Origin of the sequence: Sulfuracidifex tepidarius, from assembly GCF_008326425.1 — an archaeon.
Taxonomy (GTDB): Archaea; Thermoproteota; Thermoprotei_A; order Sulfolobales; family Sulfolobaceae; genus Sulfuracidifex; species Sulfuracidifex tepidarius.
Map to the genome: position 1 here is coordinate 248,797 of NZ_AP018929.1, position 17,761 is coordinate 266,557.

19 protein-coding genes and 1 pseudogene are annotated in these 17,761 nt (G+C 43.7%); 13 read left to right on the top strand and 7 right to left on the bottom strand.

The annotated features are described in order from the left end of the window. Positions 1 to 56: 56 nt before the first annotated feature. The 9 genes from IC007_RS01215 (at position 57) to IC007_RS01255 (ending at position 8,546) form a co-directional block, all read left to right on the top strand. A complete protein-coding gene (locus IC007_RS01215) occupies positions 57 to 482 on the top strand; it encodes a hypothetical protein (RefSeq protein ID WP_054846661.1) in 426 nt (141 codons plus the stop codon). Positions 483 to 573: 91 nt separating this feature from the next. After that, entirely contained in the window at positions 574 to 2,208 is a 1,635-nt protein-coding gene (locus IC007_RS01220; protein ID WP_054846662.1) for a hypothetical protein, read from the top strand. Positions 2,209 to 2,501: 293 nt separating this feature from the next. Beyond that, on the top strand, positions 2,502 to 3,659 hold the full coding sequence (locus IC007_RS01225; protein WP_054846663.1) for a pyridoxal-phosphate-dependent aminotransferase family protein: 1,158 nt from the start codon (positions 2,502 to 2,504) through the stop codon (positions 3,657 to 3,659). Positions 3,660 to 3,718: 59 nt separating this feature from the next. Further along, positions 3,719 to 4,048, top strand: a complete 330-nt coding sequence (locus tag IC007_RS01230; RefSeq protein ID WP_149528233.1) for a hypothetical protein — start codon at positions 3,719 to 3,721, stop codon at positions 4,046 to 4,048. Beyond that, positions 4,045 to 4,887 (top strand): radical SAM protein, encoded by an 843-nt coding sequence (locus IC007_RS01235; protein ID WP_054846665.1) that lies wholly within the window; start codon positions 4,045 to 4,047, stop codon positions 4,885 to 4,887. The genes IC007_RS01230 and IC007_RS01235 overlap by 4 nt, the downstream gene beginning before the upstream one ends. Positions 4,888 to 4,903: 16 nt before the next feature. Then, a complete protein-coding gene (lipS1, locus tag IC007_RS01240) occupies positions 4,904 to 5,707 on the top strand; it encodes a LipS1 family lipoyl synthase (protein WP_149528234.1) in 804 nt (267 codons plus the stop codon). Beyond that, positions 5,704 to 6,420 carry a lipoate--protein ligase family protein gene (locus IC007_RS01245; RefSeq protein ID WP_054846668.1) on the top strand — a complete coding sequence of 239 codons (717 nt, stop codon included), beginning with the start codon at positions 5,704 to 5,706 and terminating at the stop codon, positions 6,418 to 6,420. Before lipS1 ends, IC007_RS01245 begins: the two co-directional genes overlap by 4 nt. Positions 6,421 to 6,792: 372 nt before the next feature. Continuing rightward, positions 6,793 to 7,713, top strand: coding sequence for an ABC transporter ATP-binding protein (locus IC007_RS01250; RefSeq protein WP_054846669.1), 921 nt, complete (start codon positions 6,793 to 6,795; stop codon positions 7,711 to 7,713). 23 nt (positions 7,714 to 7,736) lie between these two features. Continuing rightward, complete coding sequence (locus IC007_RS01255) at positions 7,737 to 8,546, top strand: ABC transporter permease (protein ID WP_054846670.1); 810 nt, start codon at positions 7,737 to 7,739, stop codon at positions 8,544 to 8,546. A 150-nt stretch (positions 8,547 to 8,696) separates the two neighbouring features. On the opposite strand, the gene IC007_RS01260 is transcribed toward IC007_RS01255, so the two are convergent. Next, a complete protein-coding gene (locus tag IC007_RS01260) occupies positions 8,697 to 9,125 on the bottom strand; it encodes a hypothetical protein (RefSeq protein ID WP_149528235.1) in 429 nt (142 codons plus the stop codon). A 620-nt stretch (positions 9,126 to 9,745) separates the two neighbouring features. Then, positions 9,746 to 9,901, bottom strand: a complete 156-nt coding sequence (locus IC007_RS13090) for a hypothetical protein (RefSeq protein ID WP_162302083.1) — start codon at positions 9,899 to 9,901, stop codon at positions 9,746 to 9,748. A 307-nt stretch (positions 9,902 to 10,208) separates the two neighbouring features. On the opposite strand from IC007_RS13090, the gene IC007_RS01265 reads away from it, so the two are divergent. The 4 genes and pseudogenes from IC007_RS01265 to IC007_RS01280 all read left to right on the top strand — a co-directional run bounded on the left by IC007_RS01265 (position 10,209) and on the right by IC007_RS01280 (position 14,108). Then, on the top strand, positions 10,209 to 10,721 hold the full coding sequence (locus tag IC007_RS01265; RefSeq protein ID WP_054846672.1) for a TRASH domain-containing protein: 513 nt from the start codon (positions 10,209 to 10,211) through the stop codon (positions 10,719 to 10,721). Between the two features lie 255 nt (positions 10,722 to 10,976). Beyond that, positions 10,977 to 11,135 (top strand): annotated as a pseudogene (locus IC007_RS13610) (YHS domain-containing protein); the annotation flags it as partial. A 160-nt stretch (positions 11,136 to 11,295) separates the two neighbouring features. Further along, positions 11,296 to 13,542 (top strand): heavy metal translocating P-type ATPase, encoded by a 2,247-nt coding sequence (locus IC007_RS01275; protein ID WP_149528236.1) that lies wholly within the window; start codon positions 11,296 to 11,298, stop codon positions 13,540 to 13,542. Positions 13,543 to 13,730: 188 nt separating this feature from the next. Then, on the top strand, positions 13,731 to 14,108 hold the full coding sequence (locus IC007_RS01280) for a GIY-YIG nuclease family protein (protein ID WP_054846678.1): 378 nt from the start codon (positions 13,731 to 13,733) through the stop codon (positions 14,106 to 14,108). Positions 14,109 to 14,411: 303 nt separating this feature from the next. Here the strand turns inward: IC007_RS01280 and IC007_RS01285 are convergent, their stop codons facing one another. The 5 genes from IC007_RS01285 to IC007_RS01305 form a co-directional block, all read right to left on the bottom strand. Further along, positions 14,412 to 14,804: a hypothetical protein gene (locus IC007_RS01285; RefSeq protein WP_149528237.1), complete on the bottom strand. Its 393-nt coding sequence runs from the start codon at positions 14,802 to 14,804 to the stop codon at positions 14,412 to 14,414. Continuing rightward, positions 14,797 to 15,198 carry a hypothetical protein gene (locus IC007_RS01290; protein ID WP_054846675.1) on the bottom strand — a complete coding sequence of 134 codons (402 nt, stop codon included), beginning with the start codon at positions 15,196 to 15,198 and terminating at the stop codon, positions 14,797 to 14,799. The genes IC007_RS01285 and IC007_RS01290 overlap by 8 nt, the downstream gene beginning before the upstream one ends. Before the next feature lie 81 nt (positions 15,199 to 15,279). Beyond that, complete coding sequence (locus tag IC007_RS01295) at positions 15,280 to 15,699, bottom strand: GNAT family N-acetyltransferase (RefSeq protein WP_054846676.1); 420 nt, start codon at positions 15,697 to 15,699, stop codon at positions 15,280 to 15,282. A gap of 112 nt (positions 15,700 to 15,811) precedes the next feature. Next, positions 15,812 to 16,669: an SPFH domain-containing protein gene (locus IC007_RS01300; protein WP_149528238.1), complete on the bottom strand. Its 858-nt coding sequence runs from the start codon at positions 16,667 to 16,669 to the stop codon at positions 15,812 to 15,814. A 479-nt stretch (positions 16,670 to 17,148) separates the two neighbouring features. After that, entirely contained in the window at positions 17,149 to 17,619 is a 471-nt protein-coding gene (locus IC007_RS01305; protein WP_054846919.1) for a hypothetical protein, read from the bottom strand. Between the last annotated feature and the right edge of the window lie 142 nt (positions 17,620 to 17,761).

A 17,761-nucleotide genomic window follows, 5' to 3' on the forward strand; every position in this document is an offset into this window, starting at 1 on the left:
GAATTTTTCTATAAAAAACGAAATAGTTTTAATCCTCTTTTTATATAGATCTTTTGATGGGATTATTCAGTCGAAGAAGATATGATAAGTACCAAATTGCGATCTACTTATTACTTTGTTCCTCCATTGGGCTGTCCCCTACTGCGCTTCTTTACCTCTTTTACATTTTAGACAAGGAATACAAAATAAAGACCGGAGTCAAATTCAGGAAGTGGTTCCACGGGTTCTACTCTAAGGACGTCAATGAAGTCCTATTTGATTTAGAAGAGAGAGGCTTGGTTATCCAAAGTATGAGGAAGAACGAATACCATGAATGGCTGTATAAGATCAATCCCGATTCAATTGATGAAGCTAGAGAACAAGTGAAGGACTTAGAGCAGTTTGAGGAGCTTTTCCAGACTATTTCAAACATGCCGTTGATAGTAATGATGGATAGAGTAGACAGGATAAATCAGCGCAGATTAGGCTGGTTACATCTCTAATTTTAAACAGGATTTAGTTAAATTATATATCTATATTGATAAATTCTAGGTGGGTAACTTTATTATTTAAAGCATGAGAACTAAGGATTAAATGAATTTCAAGAGGTTAGCCTCAATCGTTTTAAGCTTCCTCGTGTTGTTGTCTTTCGTGTTTTTCGTCCCAACCGTGGGCTCACAAGGGATGAATGGAGCCCAAGCACATGTCTATTACTCTAGTTATACAGTTGAGCTCCATTCTTCTTCCAGCCCGATCGGGGGCTTTGAAACACTGAGAATTACCAACTCTACCTTTAATGGTACGGTTAAAGGAGAGTTCACAGTTCAGGAGCAATCAACCACTTACATCCTTCATACTGGAAGCCTCAAGGAATACAAGGGTGTCTTGAACGTGACGTTAGGTACGAACGGAACTGTGTATGTGTCCTCTCCCGCCCCTATCATGGAGGTTAAGGTGACGTCTGGATCGCAACAGGAAATAGCTTGGGCTGGAACTCCTTCTACTAAAATAGAAGGTTACGCTTACATTAACGGGTCAGGAGAGGTAGAGCTAATATTCCTCAACGGAACTGAGACTACCTCTGAGTCATTCAATGTCTCAGTGGGAGGGAAAGAAACATACAATATTGACGTTTACCTTAACGTCCCATCATTCCAGGTGAAGGAAACGAACACAAGGGAGGTTGGAGTTAACATACAGGGATTTGAGAGATATCATGAAGGAGAGTTCGCTTACGTAAACTCGAGCGTGGAGATCAAGGCAAATAACTCACCTTTCTCCGTTTCGACCTCTTACTTCGACGGAATGGAAGTCCCTTCCATGATCTGGAGGGCCATGGTAATGAACTCATTCTCTGGGTTAGGACAATACAACGCATCCTTCATGACAGTAGAGTTCTTCGGAGTTAACGGCACTGAGGCGGGAATGGTGAAGTCCACTTACGTCTCAAACCAAGTTGGTCTTGGAGGAGGCCTAGGTCATTTTGGAGTACAGAACTCAATGGAGCACTCTCGTCTATTGATAGTTCAATTTGAGGGAGTACATGTAGCTCAGGGTAAGTCGTTCTTGGTCGAAGTAGATGGTATGCCACTGATGGTACAATACGATAATGGGAACGTATCTACGACAGCTTACGTGAACATGACCCACCAAGTTCATAGGGGAGCACTTGTAGAAGTCTTCTTAAACGGAACACACTTCGTCTTCGTCAACTCAAGTAATGTGACAACTGTTCAACAAGTGAAAGCCACAGTGAAACACACGGTCATTAACGTTAACTCAACTCAGAGAGGTGCTATAGAAGCTGACATAAATTTCACTAGTTACGCTGTTTTCAATTTCAGTGTTGCAAACTCCTCATTTGTTATCTACAAGAACGTGAGCGGTCACTTGGTTTTGCTCAACTCTAAGGACTACTTCATCATTGACGGCAATGTCACTGTATTCTCAGATCCTGCTCAACAGTACTACCTTGTTTACACTTCCTACAATTCTGGATTAAGTGCACAGTCCATTAATGCTTCATCGTCCAGCACTTCATCATTAAGCACAAGTACACAGTCTACCGGTACTTCTTCTCAACAGAGCACTTCGTTACAGAGTTCTTCCCCTTCATCCCAAACACCTCAAGCTACCTCAACACCTCAAACGAATTACGCTATTTATATTGTTGCCATAATCGTAGTTATCGTGGTTGCAATAGGTATAGCTTACTTATTGAGGAGGTGAAAAAAAGAGTTTCATTCAAACTTTTGATAATTTTTTCTTTCAATTATAGGTTTTCAATTTTATACAACATTTATGTTGATTATTGTGAATAGCTTACAGATAAGCTTATCCTTAATTCATTTAACATGCTTTGGGTCGAAGGTGCTAAACCAAATAATTTTCCTTTTTTAAAAAAGAGATTTGGTTATAATTATTCAGATTTTTACTAATAGCTCCAAATTTATTATAATATTATTCCAGGGAAGTTAAAAGGAAGCGTAATTACTTAAAATCATGCTTAGACCATTATCTTTATGGATAAAATTCTCATGCACGTCGGTCCTGTGACGATAAAGGACGACGTTCTTTTGGCAGGAGTTAAGAACAACGTGGGGTTCACGTCAAAGGAATTCGTGGACGCTTTCTCCTCGTCCTTGAAGGGCTTGAGGTATATCACGAAAGCGAAATCATATCAGCCGTTCATAATCCCTGGTGGTGGCACGTCAGCTATGGAGAGTGTCACTTCCCTTCTGAGGAAGGGAGACAACGTCCTCGTGGTCTCTAACGGAGTCTTCGGGGACAGATGGGAATACATTCTAAAGAGGTACCCTGTGAACGTAGACGTCCTGAGGCCGAAGCCGGGATACTACGTTAAGCCAGACGAAGTGAAGGAGATGACTGAGAAGAAAGAGTATAAGGTCGTCACGTTAACTCACGTGGAGACCAGCACGGGTGTGAGGGAACCAGTCAAGGAAGTGATCAGCAAGGTCAGGGACAACGTAGACCTGACAGTGGTGGACGGAGTGTCGGGAATGGGAGCAGAGGAGGTCAACTGTGAAGACTGGGGAATAGACGTTTACCTTTCAGCTAGTCAAAAAGCTTTGGGCTCCACACCCGGTGCAGGCCTCCTCGTATTGTCTGATAAGGCCGTGAATTCCATATCAGAGGACTCTGTTGCGGGCTATTATCTGAACTTGAAGAACTGGTTACCAGTCATGAGGTCAATGGAGGAGGGAAAGGCATCGTATTTCGCCACTCCTCCGGTTCACACTATCCTCCAGCTCAGCAGAGCTCTGGCTGAAGTAGAGAAAGAAGGAATAGACAACAGAGTGAGAAGGCATCAGGTAGTTTCCGGGGCGATCAGGGCCGGAGTAGAAAGCATGGGCTTCAGCACGGTAGCTAAGTTACCTGAAAGCTACAGCAACAGTGTGACCGGTGTTGAGTTGAAGAAAGCCGACCCTAAGAAGGTTATGGAGATGAGCTTGTCAGAGGGAGTTGAGTTCGCCCCAGGCGTGCACCCAGCCTTCAAGTACTTCAGGATAGGCCACATGGGATGGGTTACTCCAAACGACGCTGTGGTAACCATCAGTGTGCTGGAGAGAGTCCTGAAGGAACTAGGAGAGGACATCAGGCTGGGAGAAGGCTTGAGGGCTGTGCAGGAGTTCTTAGACTCCAAACAAGAAAGACATTGACTAATCACAGATCAATAAGTGCTATGTCTTATAACATAATACCACATAAGTATATATACATGGCAGATTTTCAAGATATCCTGAATTACACTATCATGAGGAAGAGGATGTCACAGTTTGAGGAAGAGCTGAAACTCAACAGGGAAAGTCCTAGGTCCTTGAAGGAGGTAGTGAAAGAGTTTATCTCATTCACCAAGGGAGTCCTCAGGGAGATAAATGACGTAAGTTTCAGGGAGGTCATGGGGAAGCAGTTGAGGATAGCCAAGAGGTTACTGATGACTATCAACTTGAGATGGGTCCTCATTTTCCTGTACAAGAGGGTAGTGACGAGCTTAGTGAACGCACTGTTGAGTTTAATAAACACAGCAATAAATCAAATAAAGTTATGACCACTCTCCTATTCTCCTCAGGGACATTCTTTTTTTTAAAAGGAAAACTGAGCCAGTCGTATAGCGGTACTGCCTACGCTCTCCAAGGCGGGGGTTGTACCGCTGGGTGTGCCTTCTGTGCACAGTCCAGATTTTCCTCTTCTAGGGACATGCTTTCCAGGGTTAAATGGTACCCAATGGACTTGGACGAAGCGAAGGGAAGGATGGGGGCTTTCAAACGCTTTTGTCTTCAGACCGTCTACAGACCCGGTTTCAGGGAAGAAGCACTTGAGGTAATGAAGAAGGTTAACACCAAGGGTAAGTCTTTGACCACTGTCCCGGTGGAGGGGTTAGAGGAATTCGCAGAAGCCGGGGTGGACTACATAGGTGTGGGGTTGGACACTACTGAAGATATGTTTACAAGGATAAGTAAGCCATTCCCTTTCTCTAGATATATGGAGTTCATTGAGGAGGCAGTGGAGGTCTTCGGAAAGAGGAGAGTATACGTACACCTTGTGTTCGGGCTCGGGGAAAAGAGTGAGGACTTCCTCTCTTTGATGGAGAGGATCTACTCCATGGGAGCTGAAGTAGCTCTTTTCGCCTTCACCCCGGTTAAAGGGACGTTAATGCAGGACATGAGTCCCCCTTCAATTCAGGATTACAGAGTGGTTCAGACTGTGAGGTATTACCTTTCCAGAGGCTATCCTCTGTCGAGGATCATCAAGGACGGGAAGCTGTTACTCCCCTCCGAGAGGTATCATTTCAACACCTCTGGGTGTCCCACATGTGACAGGCCCTTCTATAACGAGTCTCCTAAGGACAAGGAGCTTTACAACATACCCAAGGTGATGAGGGATTAAGAAGGGATTCGTACAGATGAGGAAGTTCGCAACCTTGAGCCTTACTGGAGGTTCGTGTGCCCTTTCGTGTTCATACTGTTCGTCTCACTACATCTCCTCCATGGAGGGGGTGATGTCGGTTGATGAGTTCGAGAAGACCATTCGAAAGATGAACGCTCGAGGTGTGAAAGGCTTCCTCGTCAGCGGCGGGTTTGACAAAGAGGGTTCACTTCACGTCAGGAAATACCTACCAGTCATGAGGAAGTTGAAGAATGAACTGGGGGTCATCTTCAACGTCCACCCAGGGGTTCAGGGAAAAGACGTGGTTGAGGAGATGTCAGACGCGATTGACATAGTCGATTTCGAGTTCACGTTCACCGAAGCGGAGATAAAGGAGAAGGGATTGAAGAGGTCGCCTGAGGACTACGTCCAGATGTTAGAACTCTTGACTTCTCTCGGGCCTAAATACGTCGTCCCCCACGTAATGGTAGGTTTACCCAACGATGACCCGTCGTTAGCGATAAAGGAGGCCTCCTCTTTTCACCCTTACATGATTAACATCCTTGTCATGATCCCCACTAAGGGTACTGCGTCAGAGAGGTACGAGATGCCTAAGGTCGAGAAAGTGATGGAAATGGTAAGACTTTCCTCTACGCTCAACAGGACTTCCCTCGGATGCATGAGGCCTTTTCCACTGAAGAAGGAGCTTGATGCCCGAGCTATGGAGTACGTAGACAGGATAGCTAACCCTCACCCTTCACTCAGGGATAAGATGGAGATCTATGACGCTTGTTGCTCACTCCCTGAGGAGTTCCTCGATGAATTCAGGGCGAAATCATGAGGCTGGTCATCTCCGGCGGGGATAGAGGGGAAAACCAGATGGCTTTAGACGAGGCCATGCTGATCTTAGCTTCCCACAAAATCATCCCGCCTACAGTGAGGCTCTGGAACTTCTCACCTACCACACTTTCCATAGGTAGGTTCCTAGCCTATCAGGACTGGGTAAACGAAGAGGAAAGGGTCAGGTTGTCTATCCCCGTGGTCAGACGTTTCACCGGAGGAGGTCCTGCACTCCACGACGAACGAGGAGAGATAACCTGGTCTATAGTGGGGGAGTTCTCTATGGAGGAAGGATACGAAATCGCGGGGAGGGGAATAGTCAACGCTTGCGAGGTGTTAGGTATTGAAGCGACGTTCACCCCGATAAATGACGTCGAAGTGGACGGTAAGAAGATAACAGGGATGGCGGGAGCTACCAGGAGGGGGTTCACGTTAGTGCACGGGACCTTTATGTTCGACACTGACCTTGAAAAGTTAGCTGTAATAAGACAACCGTCGGCGAAAGAGAACGTGAGGGGAAAGCCTTCGGTTAGAGTCACCACGCTCTCGAACATCCTCGGAAGTAAAGTGAGCAGGGATGAGGCAACGAAAGCCTTGCTGGAGGGTTTCTCCTGGTTGGGGCTTCAGGAAGGAGAGATATCCCACTTGGAGAGAGATCTAGCTAAGGAACTTTCTTTTAAATACTCGAATGAAAAGTGGCTCAAGATCAGGTAAAGGAGTCACGCTAGGAATTAACAAGTTAGTGTGATTCATGATAAAGAGAAGAACTTGTGCTATATACGACGAAATGAACAGATCTAATCATCTCTGCAAAGGCGTGTAAGTCTCCGCTAGAGACCCTTGGAGGATAGGGATGAAAGAAGGAGGACGACGGAAAGACCTCTTGAGTCTTATGGTTATCACTTTTTTGGTATTGAAGGATAGTTGATTCTGAAGGCTAGGGGAAAACCTTACTTGAAGTTTAAGAGAACACAATGAATCCACTATGATCGAAGAATCATTAAGACGAAATGGTTTTTGTCCAAACTGACAAGTTTAAATGTAACTTGTCGAAAGCATTTAACTCGAGCTTACCACTTTTCATATATGGATGGGATTATCGTTAGCGATATCGTTAAGGTATACAAGGCTAAGGGAAGGGAAATTCGTGCACTTGACGGGGTTTCATTCAGGGCTGAGAAAGGAGAAATAACTTCCATCGTGGGTCACAACGGTGCTGGTAAGACAACCATGTTGAAGATCCTCTCAACTCTGGTCATACCCACTTCCGGTACAGCCACCGTGAACGGCTACGACGTGGTGAAGGACGAGAAGAGAGTGAGGGAAAACATAGGCCTTGTCACGGTGAGTGATAGACTGTTCTATTACAGACTCACCGGCATGGAGAACTTGGTGTTCTTCGGTTCACTTCAGGGTCTCTCTATCTCCGAGGCTAAGAGGAGAGCCAAGGAAGTGCTTGACATAGTAGGCTTGACCGAATGGAGAGACACCCCTTATATGAAGTACAGCACCGGGATGCAGAGGAGGTTAGCCTTAGCCAGGGCAATACTCACCGACCCCCCTGTGATCCTCCTCGACGAACCTACCCTCGGTCTAGATCCTGTATCAGCTAGGATATTTAGGGAGAACTTGCAGAACCTGGGTAAGACCGTCTTGATGACATCCCATTACCTCAAGGAAGTGGAGGACTTGTCGAAGAACGTGATAGTGTTCAAGAGAGGAAAGGTAGTAGCCAAGGGAGATCCGGAACAGCTCAAGAGTTCGATAGGTAAGGTATACGAAGGAAAAGTTTACGATCTCCCTCACGGAATGGAGAAGTTCGTCGTCAGAATGGAGAAAGAGTATGCTGTGTTGAGGTTGCCTGAGAGGGAAATGGGGAAGGTTGAGTTGTACGACTTGAAGGAGGTCACTCCTACCATGGACGATGTGTACGTCTTCTTCGTGGAGGAAGGGATAGATGTAGCGAGGGAAGGAAGGAAAAGGGGAGGAGCGAGATGGAGAGAGTGAAAGCACGCTTCAAGTGATGAGACATGAAAGGGAACTTCTTGAGCGCAGCCTTCGCCTTCATTTACCTCAGGGGATTCAAGGTATGGATATCTTACAAGACACAAGTTATCCTCACTGTCCTCTCGTGGACTTTGCCTGTCTTTACGTATTACTTCGTAGGCACATCCCTGGGGGAGAACGTAGTCTCTGACATCGGCGTTCACAACTACACTCAGTTCTTCGTTATAGGGTTAGCCTTTCAGGGCTACGTCTCTTCAGTGATCTCCACCATCAGCCAAAGGCTCAGGAATGAGCAGCTTTACGGCACTATTGAATACTATGTCATTTCCAGGTCAGGGGTTACAGGTTTCCTCACTTATTCAGCACTCTGGGGCTTCCTCCTGAACACGATAAACGCAGCTGTTATCCTGTCCGTAGGTTTCGCGTTAGGGGCACACTATGACGTGAACTTGACCTCCACACTAGTCTTGTTAGCAACTCTCCTCCTATCTACCTTCGGCTTGGCGTCCCTTTCGGGAGCCTTTACGATGGTAGTTAAACAAGGAAACCCGGTGTCGTTCTTCTTCTCTACTTTCACCACTTTAATGAGCGGAACGGTCTTCCCTGTAGCGGTTCTTCCTTTCGGGTTGAAGTATGTAAGCTACCTTATCCCACTGACGTGGGCTCTAAGCGGGCTAAGGGAATCCATGCTAGAGGGAGCTTCTCTGTTCCAGCTATGGAACGTGATTTCGATCCTCCTCGTCTTTGACGCGGTTCTAGTACCTCTAGGAGTGCTGGCATTCAGGTACGCGTTCAGGAGGGCCAGGGAAAAAGGAACGTTAGGTGAATATTGAGATACAAAAAAGGGAGAACTATGTTTTTTCCCATTCCTTTTGTTTTTAGTACTCAAAATGAAGTGAAGGGATAGATGTGAAAACTTTTGATATATCCTTTCGGGTCCTTAACACGAAAACGAATTAACTAAACCTAAATCATGAAAATTTTTACTTATTTTTGTTATTCTCTTTGTATGCCCTTAAAATTGCTAGCCTAGTTTTATTAGTCAAATACTGTACTTCATACTTGTGTTTAGTTGATATATGTCTGTCTATGTTATCCTCATTCACTCTTTCCCCGCATATGGTACAGACTCCATCTTTCACTATAGGTGACACATCAACTAGGTTTTGGGCAAGTAGCTTAGCTATCGCCTTGGCTCTTTTCTCTCCTCCACTCTTCTCTATGAACCTAACTATGTTTCCTCTTATCCTGTGTTTAGTTACGTTGTGCTCTGACGCCAATTTGCTTGGTCCCTCTCCCTCTACTAGATAGCTATATATGGAGTCTAAAACGTACTTCTTCCCTGCTAGAAGTTTAACTATGACGTACCTTATAGCATCAAGTGACGAATTGCTTAGATTGGATTTCTCCACACTTTTAATTAGATGGTGAAGGTTAATATCCTTTTTCCAAATCTTGTTTCGACCTATTCTTTTAATGAGACAGAGCTTCTCTGAGGGTAGCGAAGCTGCGCACTTATGTAAAAGCTTACCACTTAACGGATGTTAGAATATCGTTAAATGTGGTTTGATATCTATTGATATAAAGAGAAAATGAAGAAACGCTGCCGCAAGCCTAAATGAGATAAGACTTGCTTTTGAACCTCTTTTTCCACAAATGCAGTTGAGACATAGAACGCGACTTCAGAGCTTACCTGAACTTAAAGAGATCAGGTCGACTACTCTAATGTCTAGCCTTGTATCTTGGCAAGGGTATTCCGAAGCAGGAGGTTACTATAAGGATAAAGTTAGCTTCGGTACTATCTAAGGAAGTTTAACTATCCCAATACATGTTGAATGACGTAAAGAGTTAATGAGGATTCTATGAATGCTAGTGAAAGTGTGGAGTATCCTTTAAATAAATAATTAATGTACCTGCCTCTAGATCTGAATTTCTGTCCAGTGTAAGCAAAGAAGCTGAAGCCCAAGATCTCCAAAACGCCGTGAGGTAGAATACCAACTAAACCTATAAAGAAATCAGTAGTAATACTATTTCACTTAGCAGTTACATAGGCTGACTCTGTAATTTCGCCTGAAGCTACTGAACTAGCATATACTTGTGCCCTAAGCGGTACAAACGCTAACTTTACCAGTGCAACCAGAGCTAAAAATGAATGTACATGGCTTCTAGCTACTCCTCTTACTTTCATTTCTTTCACTTACTATTAACTTTGAATAGTTAGTTTTTTTAACTATTTATATTTTTATGCCATAAAGATAATGTACTAACTATTATTCCTTTATTATCGACTCTACTTGAATAGATATTTAATAAAAAGACATTCATTTTAATTATTTTCTCTCGAACTATATAATATAAGCTAAAGTCTTATAATGGGATTTTTGCTCTCTTTAATTATAATAACATACTATATCTTTATTTTTCAATTAATCGTTCTATTATTTCATCAAACTGAAAGAGAAAGAGAGAAAAAACTTGTTAAGCAAAATCACTTCATGGAAGAAAAGTTCTCGGAATTGGAGTTCAGAGCAATAGAGGCGTTAAGGAGAAACCCAAGAATCAGCGTGAAAGACCTTGCTAAGGAACTGAACGTGAACAGGAACACTGCGTCACGTATTCTGAGGTCATTATTCAACAAGGGGGTGAAACTCAAGGTCACGGTGGAGAGCTTTCCCACGGTCTTCATACTGGGGAAATGTGTTAGCTGGTGCGAGGAATGTTATCCTTTAGTGGATGGTAAGGAACTTTGTGTTGTCAGAAGCAATGACGTCTCCTCTATTCTCAACAAGGCAGAGGAGGCTCAAGCTAAGGAAGTGCTCATCTCAATGAAAGGTAATGTAAAGGACATCCACGTTAGGCCTTCATTGACTTGCGATTATTGCGGAAAGGAGATTCATCAAGGCGAGAAATACTTTACATACACGAGAAACAACAGAACTTATTACGTGTGCTGTTCATCATGCCTGAAGGAGTTGAAGAGGAACATGGAGAGGACTGAGAGACTGTAAGGGACTCGTGTTCCATCACCTCCCCTCTCGATTTCTTGTAGGTCAAATTAATATATCTGTATAAAGTTCAAAGACGGAGAGAAGGAAATCAGGTAAAAAACGGAAAAACTCCATAAAAGTGATCTGACACATGATTTTAACGTTCACTTTGCATTTCAGAACGCATTAATCTGAAACCTGACGTAAATATCATTTAAGATTACGTGCAACCTGCACGAAGAAAGGGTAAAATATAACCTTTCGTATAATTTATGTATGGCAACTTGTCCAGTTTGTGGAATGGATGTGGATGAAGGGAGTAACCTCAAGACAATGTATAAAGGGAAGGTTTACTATTTTTGTTCAGACGGTTGTAAAAGGGCTTTTCAGTCCAACCCTGAGGAATACATAACTGGAGGGCCTAAAGGGATGCCCTCTTCTGGTCATGAACATCATGAGCACCATCACGAACATCACGAGCACCATCACGAACATCACGAGCACCATCACGAACATCACGAGCACCATCACGACTGTTGTTGAGCTTAGTTTCATTCTATTTTTCCAACCGTATCTTTCTTTTTAGGTGATTATCATGGAGGACAGAACCGAAAATAAGGAGACTGAAAATAAGGAAAGTGAAGATAAGAAGGTGGAGAAGGAAGCCAAACTCAGGATAGGGGGGATGCACTGTGCTTCTTGCGTTAACACTGTATCTCACGCTTTGAAGAACGTTAGAGGAGTCGAGGACGTAGACGTTAACTTAGCTACGTCCTCGGCAAAGGTGATAATGTCGAGCGACGTGAGACTGAAGGACGTAGTGAGGGCAGTGAAGAAGGCAGGATACGACGTTATAACGTCGAGGGGTACGATCAGAGTTAACGTGTTACCCGAGGACATGTCTAAGGTCAGAGCGCTGGTGGAGTCCATGGACGGGGTCGTGCAAGTGTTAGATAACCCCGGTCTGGGTACACTAAACGTGGAGTTCAACCCAGAGGAGACCTCGATTCAGGGGATAACGCAAGCCCTTTCTCTATCGGGCTATCGCGCTACAGTGATGGAGTCAGGGAAAGAGGAGGACGTTTTGAAGAAGGACTTCAGGGAAAGGTTAATCAGGTTACTTGTAGGGGTAGCAGTGCTCCCCGCCGTCCTTCTCACACACGGGGTAGTTCAGTTAGTCCTATCCATTCCGGTCCAGTTCTACTCAGGGTTGACCTTTCATAAGGGGTTCCTGAGGGCACTGGAGAACAAGAACGCCAATATGGACACACTTGTCTCACTTTCTTCCAACATACTCTGGTTCTCCAGCGTCTACTTCCTGTTCATGGGGAAGCAGACCTTCTTCGACGTAGCGTCAATGTTGATAACCTTCGTCTTGGTGGGAAAGACATTGGAGGCCTACCTGAAGTACAGGATTTCCTCTCAGGTAAAGGTACCGGAGATCAAGGCTGTGACGAAGGACGGTAGGACTGTGAATGCAAGGGAACTTAAAGAGGGAGACATAGTGGTGGTCAAGTCCGGAGAGACCATACCTGCTGACGGAGTGCTGGAGGACGGAAAAGGTGTAGTAGACGAATCCCTCATGACGGGGGAGAGCGAGCCCGTGTTCAAGGTAAAGGGAGACAGACTCATAGCTGGTTCGATCCTGGTCTCTGGGTACCTAGAGGAATACGTGACTACTCCTTTCGAGAGGAGCTACATCAATACCGTGGTGGAGACCCTTCGCGAGGCTTACAATGCCAAGGTGTCTATTCAGAGGACCGTGGACAAGGTCTCTTCCTGGTTCACTCCTTTCATTTTACTCATCTCTGGAATTACGTTTGGGATCTGGTTTAGGTTGACTGGAGATGTAGTTGCATCAATGCTCTTTGCGGTCTCAGTCCTCGCAGCTGCATGCCCTTGTGCGCTCGGCTTGGCCACTCCCATGGCTATCCTGGCTAAGGTAAACCGGGCAATGAGGAGAGGGATCATCATCAGGAACGGGTCGGCTCTGGAAGAGCTCAACAAGGTTAGGGTGATAGTCTTAGACAAGACAGGTACTTTAACTACCGGTAACTACAAGATAAGCTATTTCAAGGAGTACGTACCTAATGCTATGGAGATGGCCTCAGCCCTCGAAGGGAGGAGCTCTCATCCTATAGCGAAGGCATTTCCTAAATCCTCCATGAGAGTAGAATCATTCGACGAGTTCGTCGGCAACGGAATTTACGGTAGAGTTGGAGGCCACGACGTGATAGTGGGGAAGCCCTCCTTTGTGAGGCAGAACTGTGATGTAGTAGAAGGAGTTGAGGGGGATCTTTTCGTCTGCGTCGATGGAAAGATCGGAGCTACGGTGAGCCTGAAGGAGGAACTCAGGGATGGAGCTGTGGAGTCAATTGAGGCGTTGAAGAGGCGCGGATTCAAGATCGTGATAGCGACCGGAGACTCAAGTAAGTCCGCTGACGAAATAGGGAAGCTTCTAGGTGTTGAAGTTCATAAGAGTCTATCACCAGAGGAGAAGGGCGATTTAGCTAGGGACGCCCTATTCGTAGGTGACGGGGTCAACGACGCATATGCGATGAGGGAGGCTAAGGTAGGGGTTGCTGTATCAACTGGTTCTGACATCGCTAAGTCGGCGGGGGACCTAGTGATAAGGGACATAAGCCAACTTCCAGACGTGATTAAGCTAGGAAAGAGTACTGAGGGCAAAGTGAAACAGAACTTAGGCTGGGCATTCGGTTACAACGCTGCAATGCTTCCCCTGGCGTCTGGAGTACTCTACCCGATTTGGCTATCCCCTGAATACTCTGCGTTGGCTATGTCGTTCAGTAGCGTAATAGTTAGTCTATGGTCTTTGATTTGAATTCTCGTTTTAGACATGTCTATCCTCTCTCTTTCTTTTTTATTATTTTTTATTTTTCAATAAAAATAAGTATATTCAGCACTCGATGTATTTTCAGAGTTATCGGAAATAACCAAACGACATTTTCGCCTTAATGGAGAACTTTAATAGGGTTCTTCTCATCAAAGGTCAAAGAATAGGTGATTAAGATGAAGGGATATTTGATTCTATTCCTCTGCAAGGAAGGAGTTTTGAAGTCAAGAACAAAGGAATTTAGAATTTCTAATGGATTATATTGTTACGTAGGATCTTGTGGAAGAAACTGTGCAAAGAGGATCTCGAGGCATCTGTCGAGTGAGAAGAACAAGTTTTGGCATGTAGATTTCCTATCTCAACTATGCGTCCCAGTCCTTGCTTTAGTGATAGAAAAACACGAAAGAGAAATAGCTAGGATCATGAGGAAGTTCCCTTCGATAAGTGGGTTTGGAAACAGCGACGACAATGAAAATGAGAGCCATTTGTTCCTCGTTAGTTCCTTCCGTGATGTGTTAATTCCTCTGACTTCACTTGTCGGAAATTCGTCTTAAAGCAGGAGAACGGGACATTTCTTTCACAATGATCATCTTATCTCAGCTTTGGTCTTTAGAAATTATCTAGGTTCACAGTTGTTGAGCGAAGTATCATTTGAAGTCTCGGTCAAAGTAAGGTTAGCCAGAAGTATCCTTCTTATTCTTCTGATATCAGGTTTCATGTGATTAACTGGACATACTTCTTTGCCATCTTAATTGCAGGCAATAGGAATTGATGAGGCAGGCGCTCAGAGAGGATGAGTCATATCCCTTCCCTGTCACGGAAAACAACATAAGAGGCTGAAATTTCTCATGAGTTTACTAGCTTAGAAATTGTTTTATATGATCTAAAATATGTTCTGGCTCAATGTAAGGAGTTTTACCGAACACTCCGCCACCTTTCTTCCCTATTACCATGACCGTTAGACTGTTACCTGAGTTCATGAACGTTATCTTGTAATAGTTTCCTCCCTTTCTGTTTTCTTCCATGATGTAAGAAATCCCCATGGGTTCTTCCTTAACTGTCATCCTGTACAGCACTAAGTCCTCCTCAACTCTGAACTTTGACGTCGTTTCCCACTCATATAAAACTACACTGTACTCTCCTTTTCCGTCTTCTCCTATGACGTGGAAATGCTTAGTTGAAGCTATTGCAAGATAGGGATTTCTTATCACTCTCTTTATTCCCTCAGAATTTAGGATCTTCTCAGACACGGACATTTGCCTTCCACCACGTCAAAATCGATCCTCCCAAAAGGACGAAGTCTAACACTAGAGCAGGGAATACCTCAGGGATTATCGGAAGTGTTCTTCCCAGTATTGGAGCCGGAGCGACATGAGACTCTATAAGCAAGCCTGTGTTTATTGTGAACAGGAATATTATAAGGGGTAATAATTTCCTAGTCCCCTTTAATATTTCATAACCTGCAAAGATGTAAAGAGCAGAGTTGAACCCGAAGTATTCCGAATAAATAGCGAATGATAGCACAGCTTCTCCCGTGGCATGCGCGGCTAGACTAGCTGCCCCATATCCGACCACTAAATGAAGTAATGACCATAGGAACGATGCGGTTCCAGTAAGAAGCCTAAAGATTCGCTCAGACTCCATAGTGAATAGTGATTACTAATTAGCTATTTAAATATTTCTGAGAGAAAGATATAAAAAGAAGAAAAAAACTGATAAATTTTTTCAGGATCTAACAGTCTCTAAGACTCTGATCTCCTTCTTCATGACGGTTAAAACTCCGAACTCTCTGTCTATCCTTTGATGTGAAGGAACGAATCCATGTTTGCGATAGAAATTCACAGCAGAGTCTAAAGCTTCGAGGATCACTCCCTTCTTGTTCATGTTTCCAGCTAATTCTTCTACTTTGTTTAGCAACTTAGATCCCACTCCTTGTCCGTGAAATAGTGCATGTACAGCTATCATGTCGAGGAGAAGATAGTCGCCCTTAACTACTACGTCAGCAATTCCCTTTATTATTCCGTTGTCTTCTATGACTAGCACTATGTCGCCTTTTCTCTTCCAGTTGTAATAGTCCTTCGTTGTATACTTGTCCATCCTAGGATCCCCAGAGAAGAAGGGACTCCCAACATCCCTTCTCTCCATTTCTCTTATTATCTCAGCGCGATTTTGCTTTCAAAAAGAGTCTTATACCTTTTTGATGCATTATTCTCTTCCCTTACCTTTAAGTAGATTTTATACTTTAATTTTAAAAAACTTACTGTTGCTTCTGTTCTTGGTCATTTCCCCTCAAGTTAACTCTAATCAAGTTGTCAGGCAAGTTAACCAGAGTAGACAAATTGGGGTAGTAAGGTATCCCAAGCGCCATGTTGACGGAAGCGGGGTCGTTCTTAGAGGTCAGCGATCCAGCCAAGTAGAGCCTTATGGCCTTCTCCACGTCTAACCCAAGATCCCTCAACTGTATTATCCTCCTCAGTTCATCGTCCTGTGGTAGCAGCCTGATCACCCTGACAGATATCAACTCTACACCTATCTCCGTGAGGAACGGTTTAAGTCCAGCAGAGACCGCGTTAGTTACGTCAGTAAGCTTCTTGAATATCTCGTACAGTTTAACGTAATTTATGATGGAACTGACTTCCTGGTCTATCATGGGTGAAACGTATCTAGCCAAGTCTGCGTCCTTGAACACGTTTCCTCCAAACTGGACGTTGAATACCAACTTCGACGGATCGGTGACCCTGTAGTAAACAGCGACTTCGTAAGTTAATGGAACTAGATCTTGAGTCTGAGAAACACCTACTATTCTCACTTCATGTCTAGTAGTGGAAGCGTAGAAGACAATAGTATCAAATGGTAAAGCGTTATACCTGAACCTTGACAGGAAGGAGGAGAGGGGGTTCTGCGGGCTCTGCACGTTATGAGTCCCGGGTGGTAACACGGCTTGGACTTGTCCCTGAATTACGACCACTGCGGTCTCGTTGGGCTGAACGAATATGATCGACTTTGACGTGACCTCTTCCTTAGGGTAACGAAATATAATCACATCTTCTGCCATCATAGAGGTGCCATTTTCCCTCTCCGTGGAAATTACGGAACCTCTGATTTGGAGTGACATTTAAGAAAGGTTAAGGAAGATAAGCTGAAAAAGTTTTTGATAAATTATACATTCATATAGAAGGTAAGTTTTCTCAAATAAAAAGTTTAGATACAAAAAATGGAAATCTAGAAGAGTTTGCGGATAGTTAGTCCGTGCTCGTTAAATGTTCCATAATGAAGTCTAAGCATGAGTTCCAAGAGAACTTTTCCCATTTCTTTGGAAGCTGTAACCACAAGCTAATCCTTCTTATTACAGTACCTGAGGAAAGATTAAACAGGTAACATCAGACAAAAAACCAAGTACTATACTTCCTCAGACCTTAAAAGCCAAGGCGGGCATATGTCAGTTCGTAATTATGAGCTAGAAAGGAATTATTATGCAATTTCATCTTGCTCTTTATAATCTAAGCTAGTGTAAATAACATGATATATTCTCTTATTACAAAAAACTAAGTTAAAAAGTATTTAAGAGACTTTAATTCCTCATTTACAGTAAGTTCATTGGAAAGAAGGGAAGAACAAGTTTTGTCTTTGTGCTAGAACCAATCTCATCTCGTCTAAAATTGAGTTTATAGAATTTATATCACCAAGATTTGCATTATCATAAAGTAAATTCGCCAAGCTTACTAATCTAACGTCGTTTTGAACTATGGTCTCCAACGCCTCTGAGGTTATTTTATACCTCGCATAAACGTCAGCTCCTCCACCTTGCATGGTAGCCATGTCGGCTACAAGCGACCTTATCTTCGAATTTAATAACTCTATTTGTTTTATGTTTGGAGAGAATGGATTATTTTGTGCTATTAGCGACTCCTTCTCTGAAAGCTTTGAAAGCGAATTTTCCAGGTGTTGTCTAACGTAGTTTCTTATGAGCATGTCGTCTTGTCTTATGAGATCCTTAACCTTGTAACCTCTATAGCCAGGCACTAAAAGTTGTAATTTCTCAAGAGGAGTTAGTTCTTTTGACATGAGTGATAGTCTTTTCCCCTAAAATAAAAATCTTTTCCGTCAAATACAGAAAAACATTGCTAGAAAGAAACAATGCTAAATTCAGAAGTTACCTTCGGTGTATTTTCGGGAAGTTCACGAAAAGATTCCTGACTCATCTCTC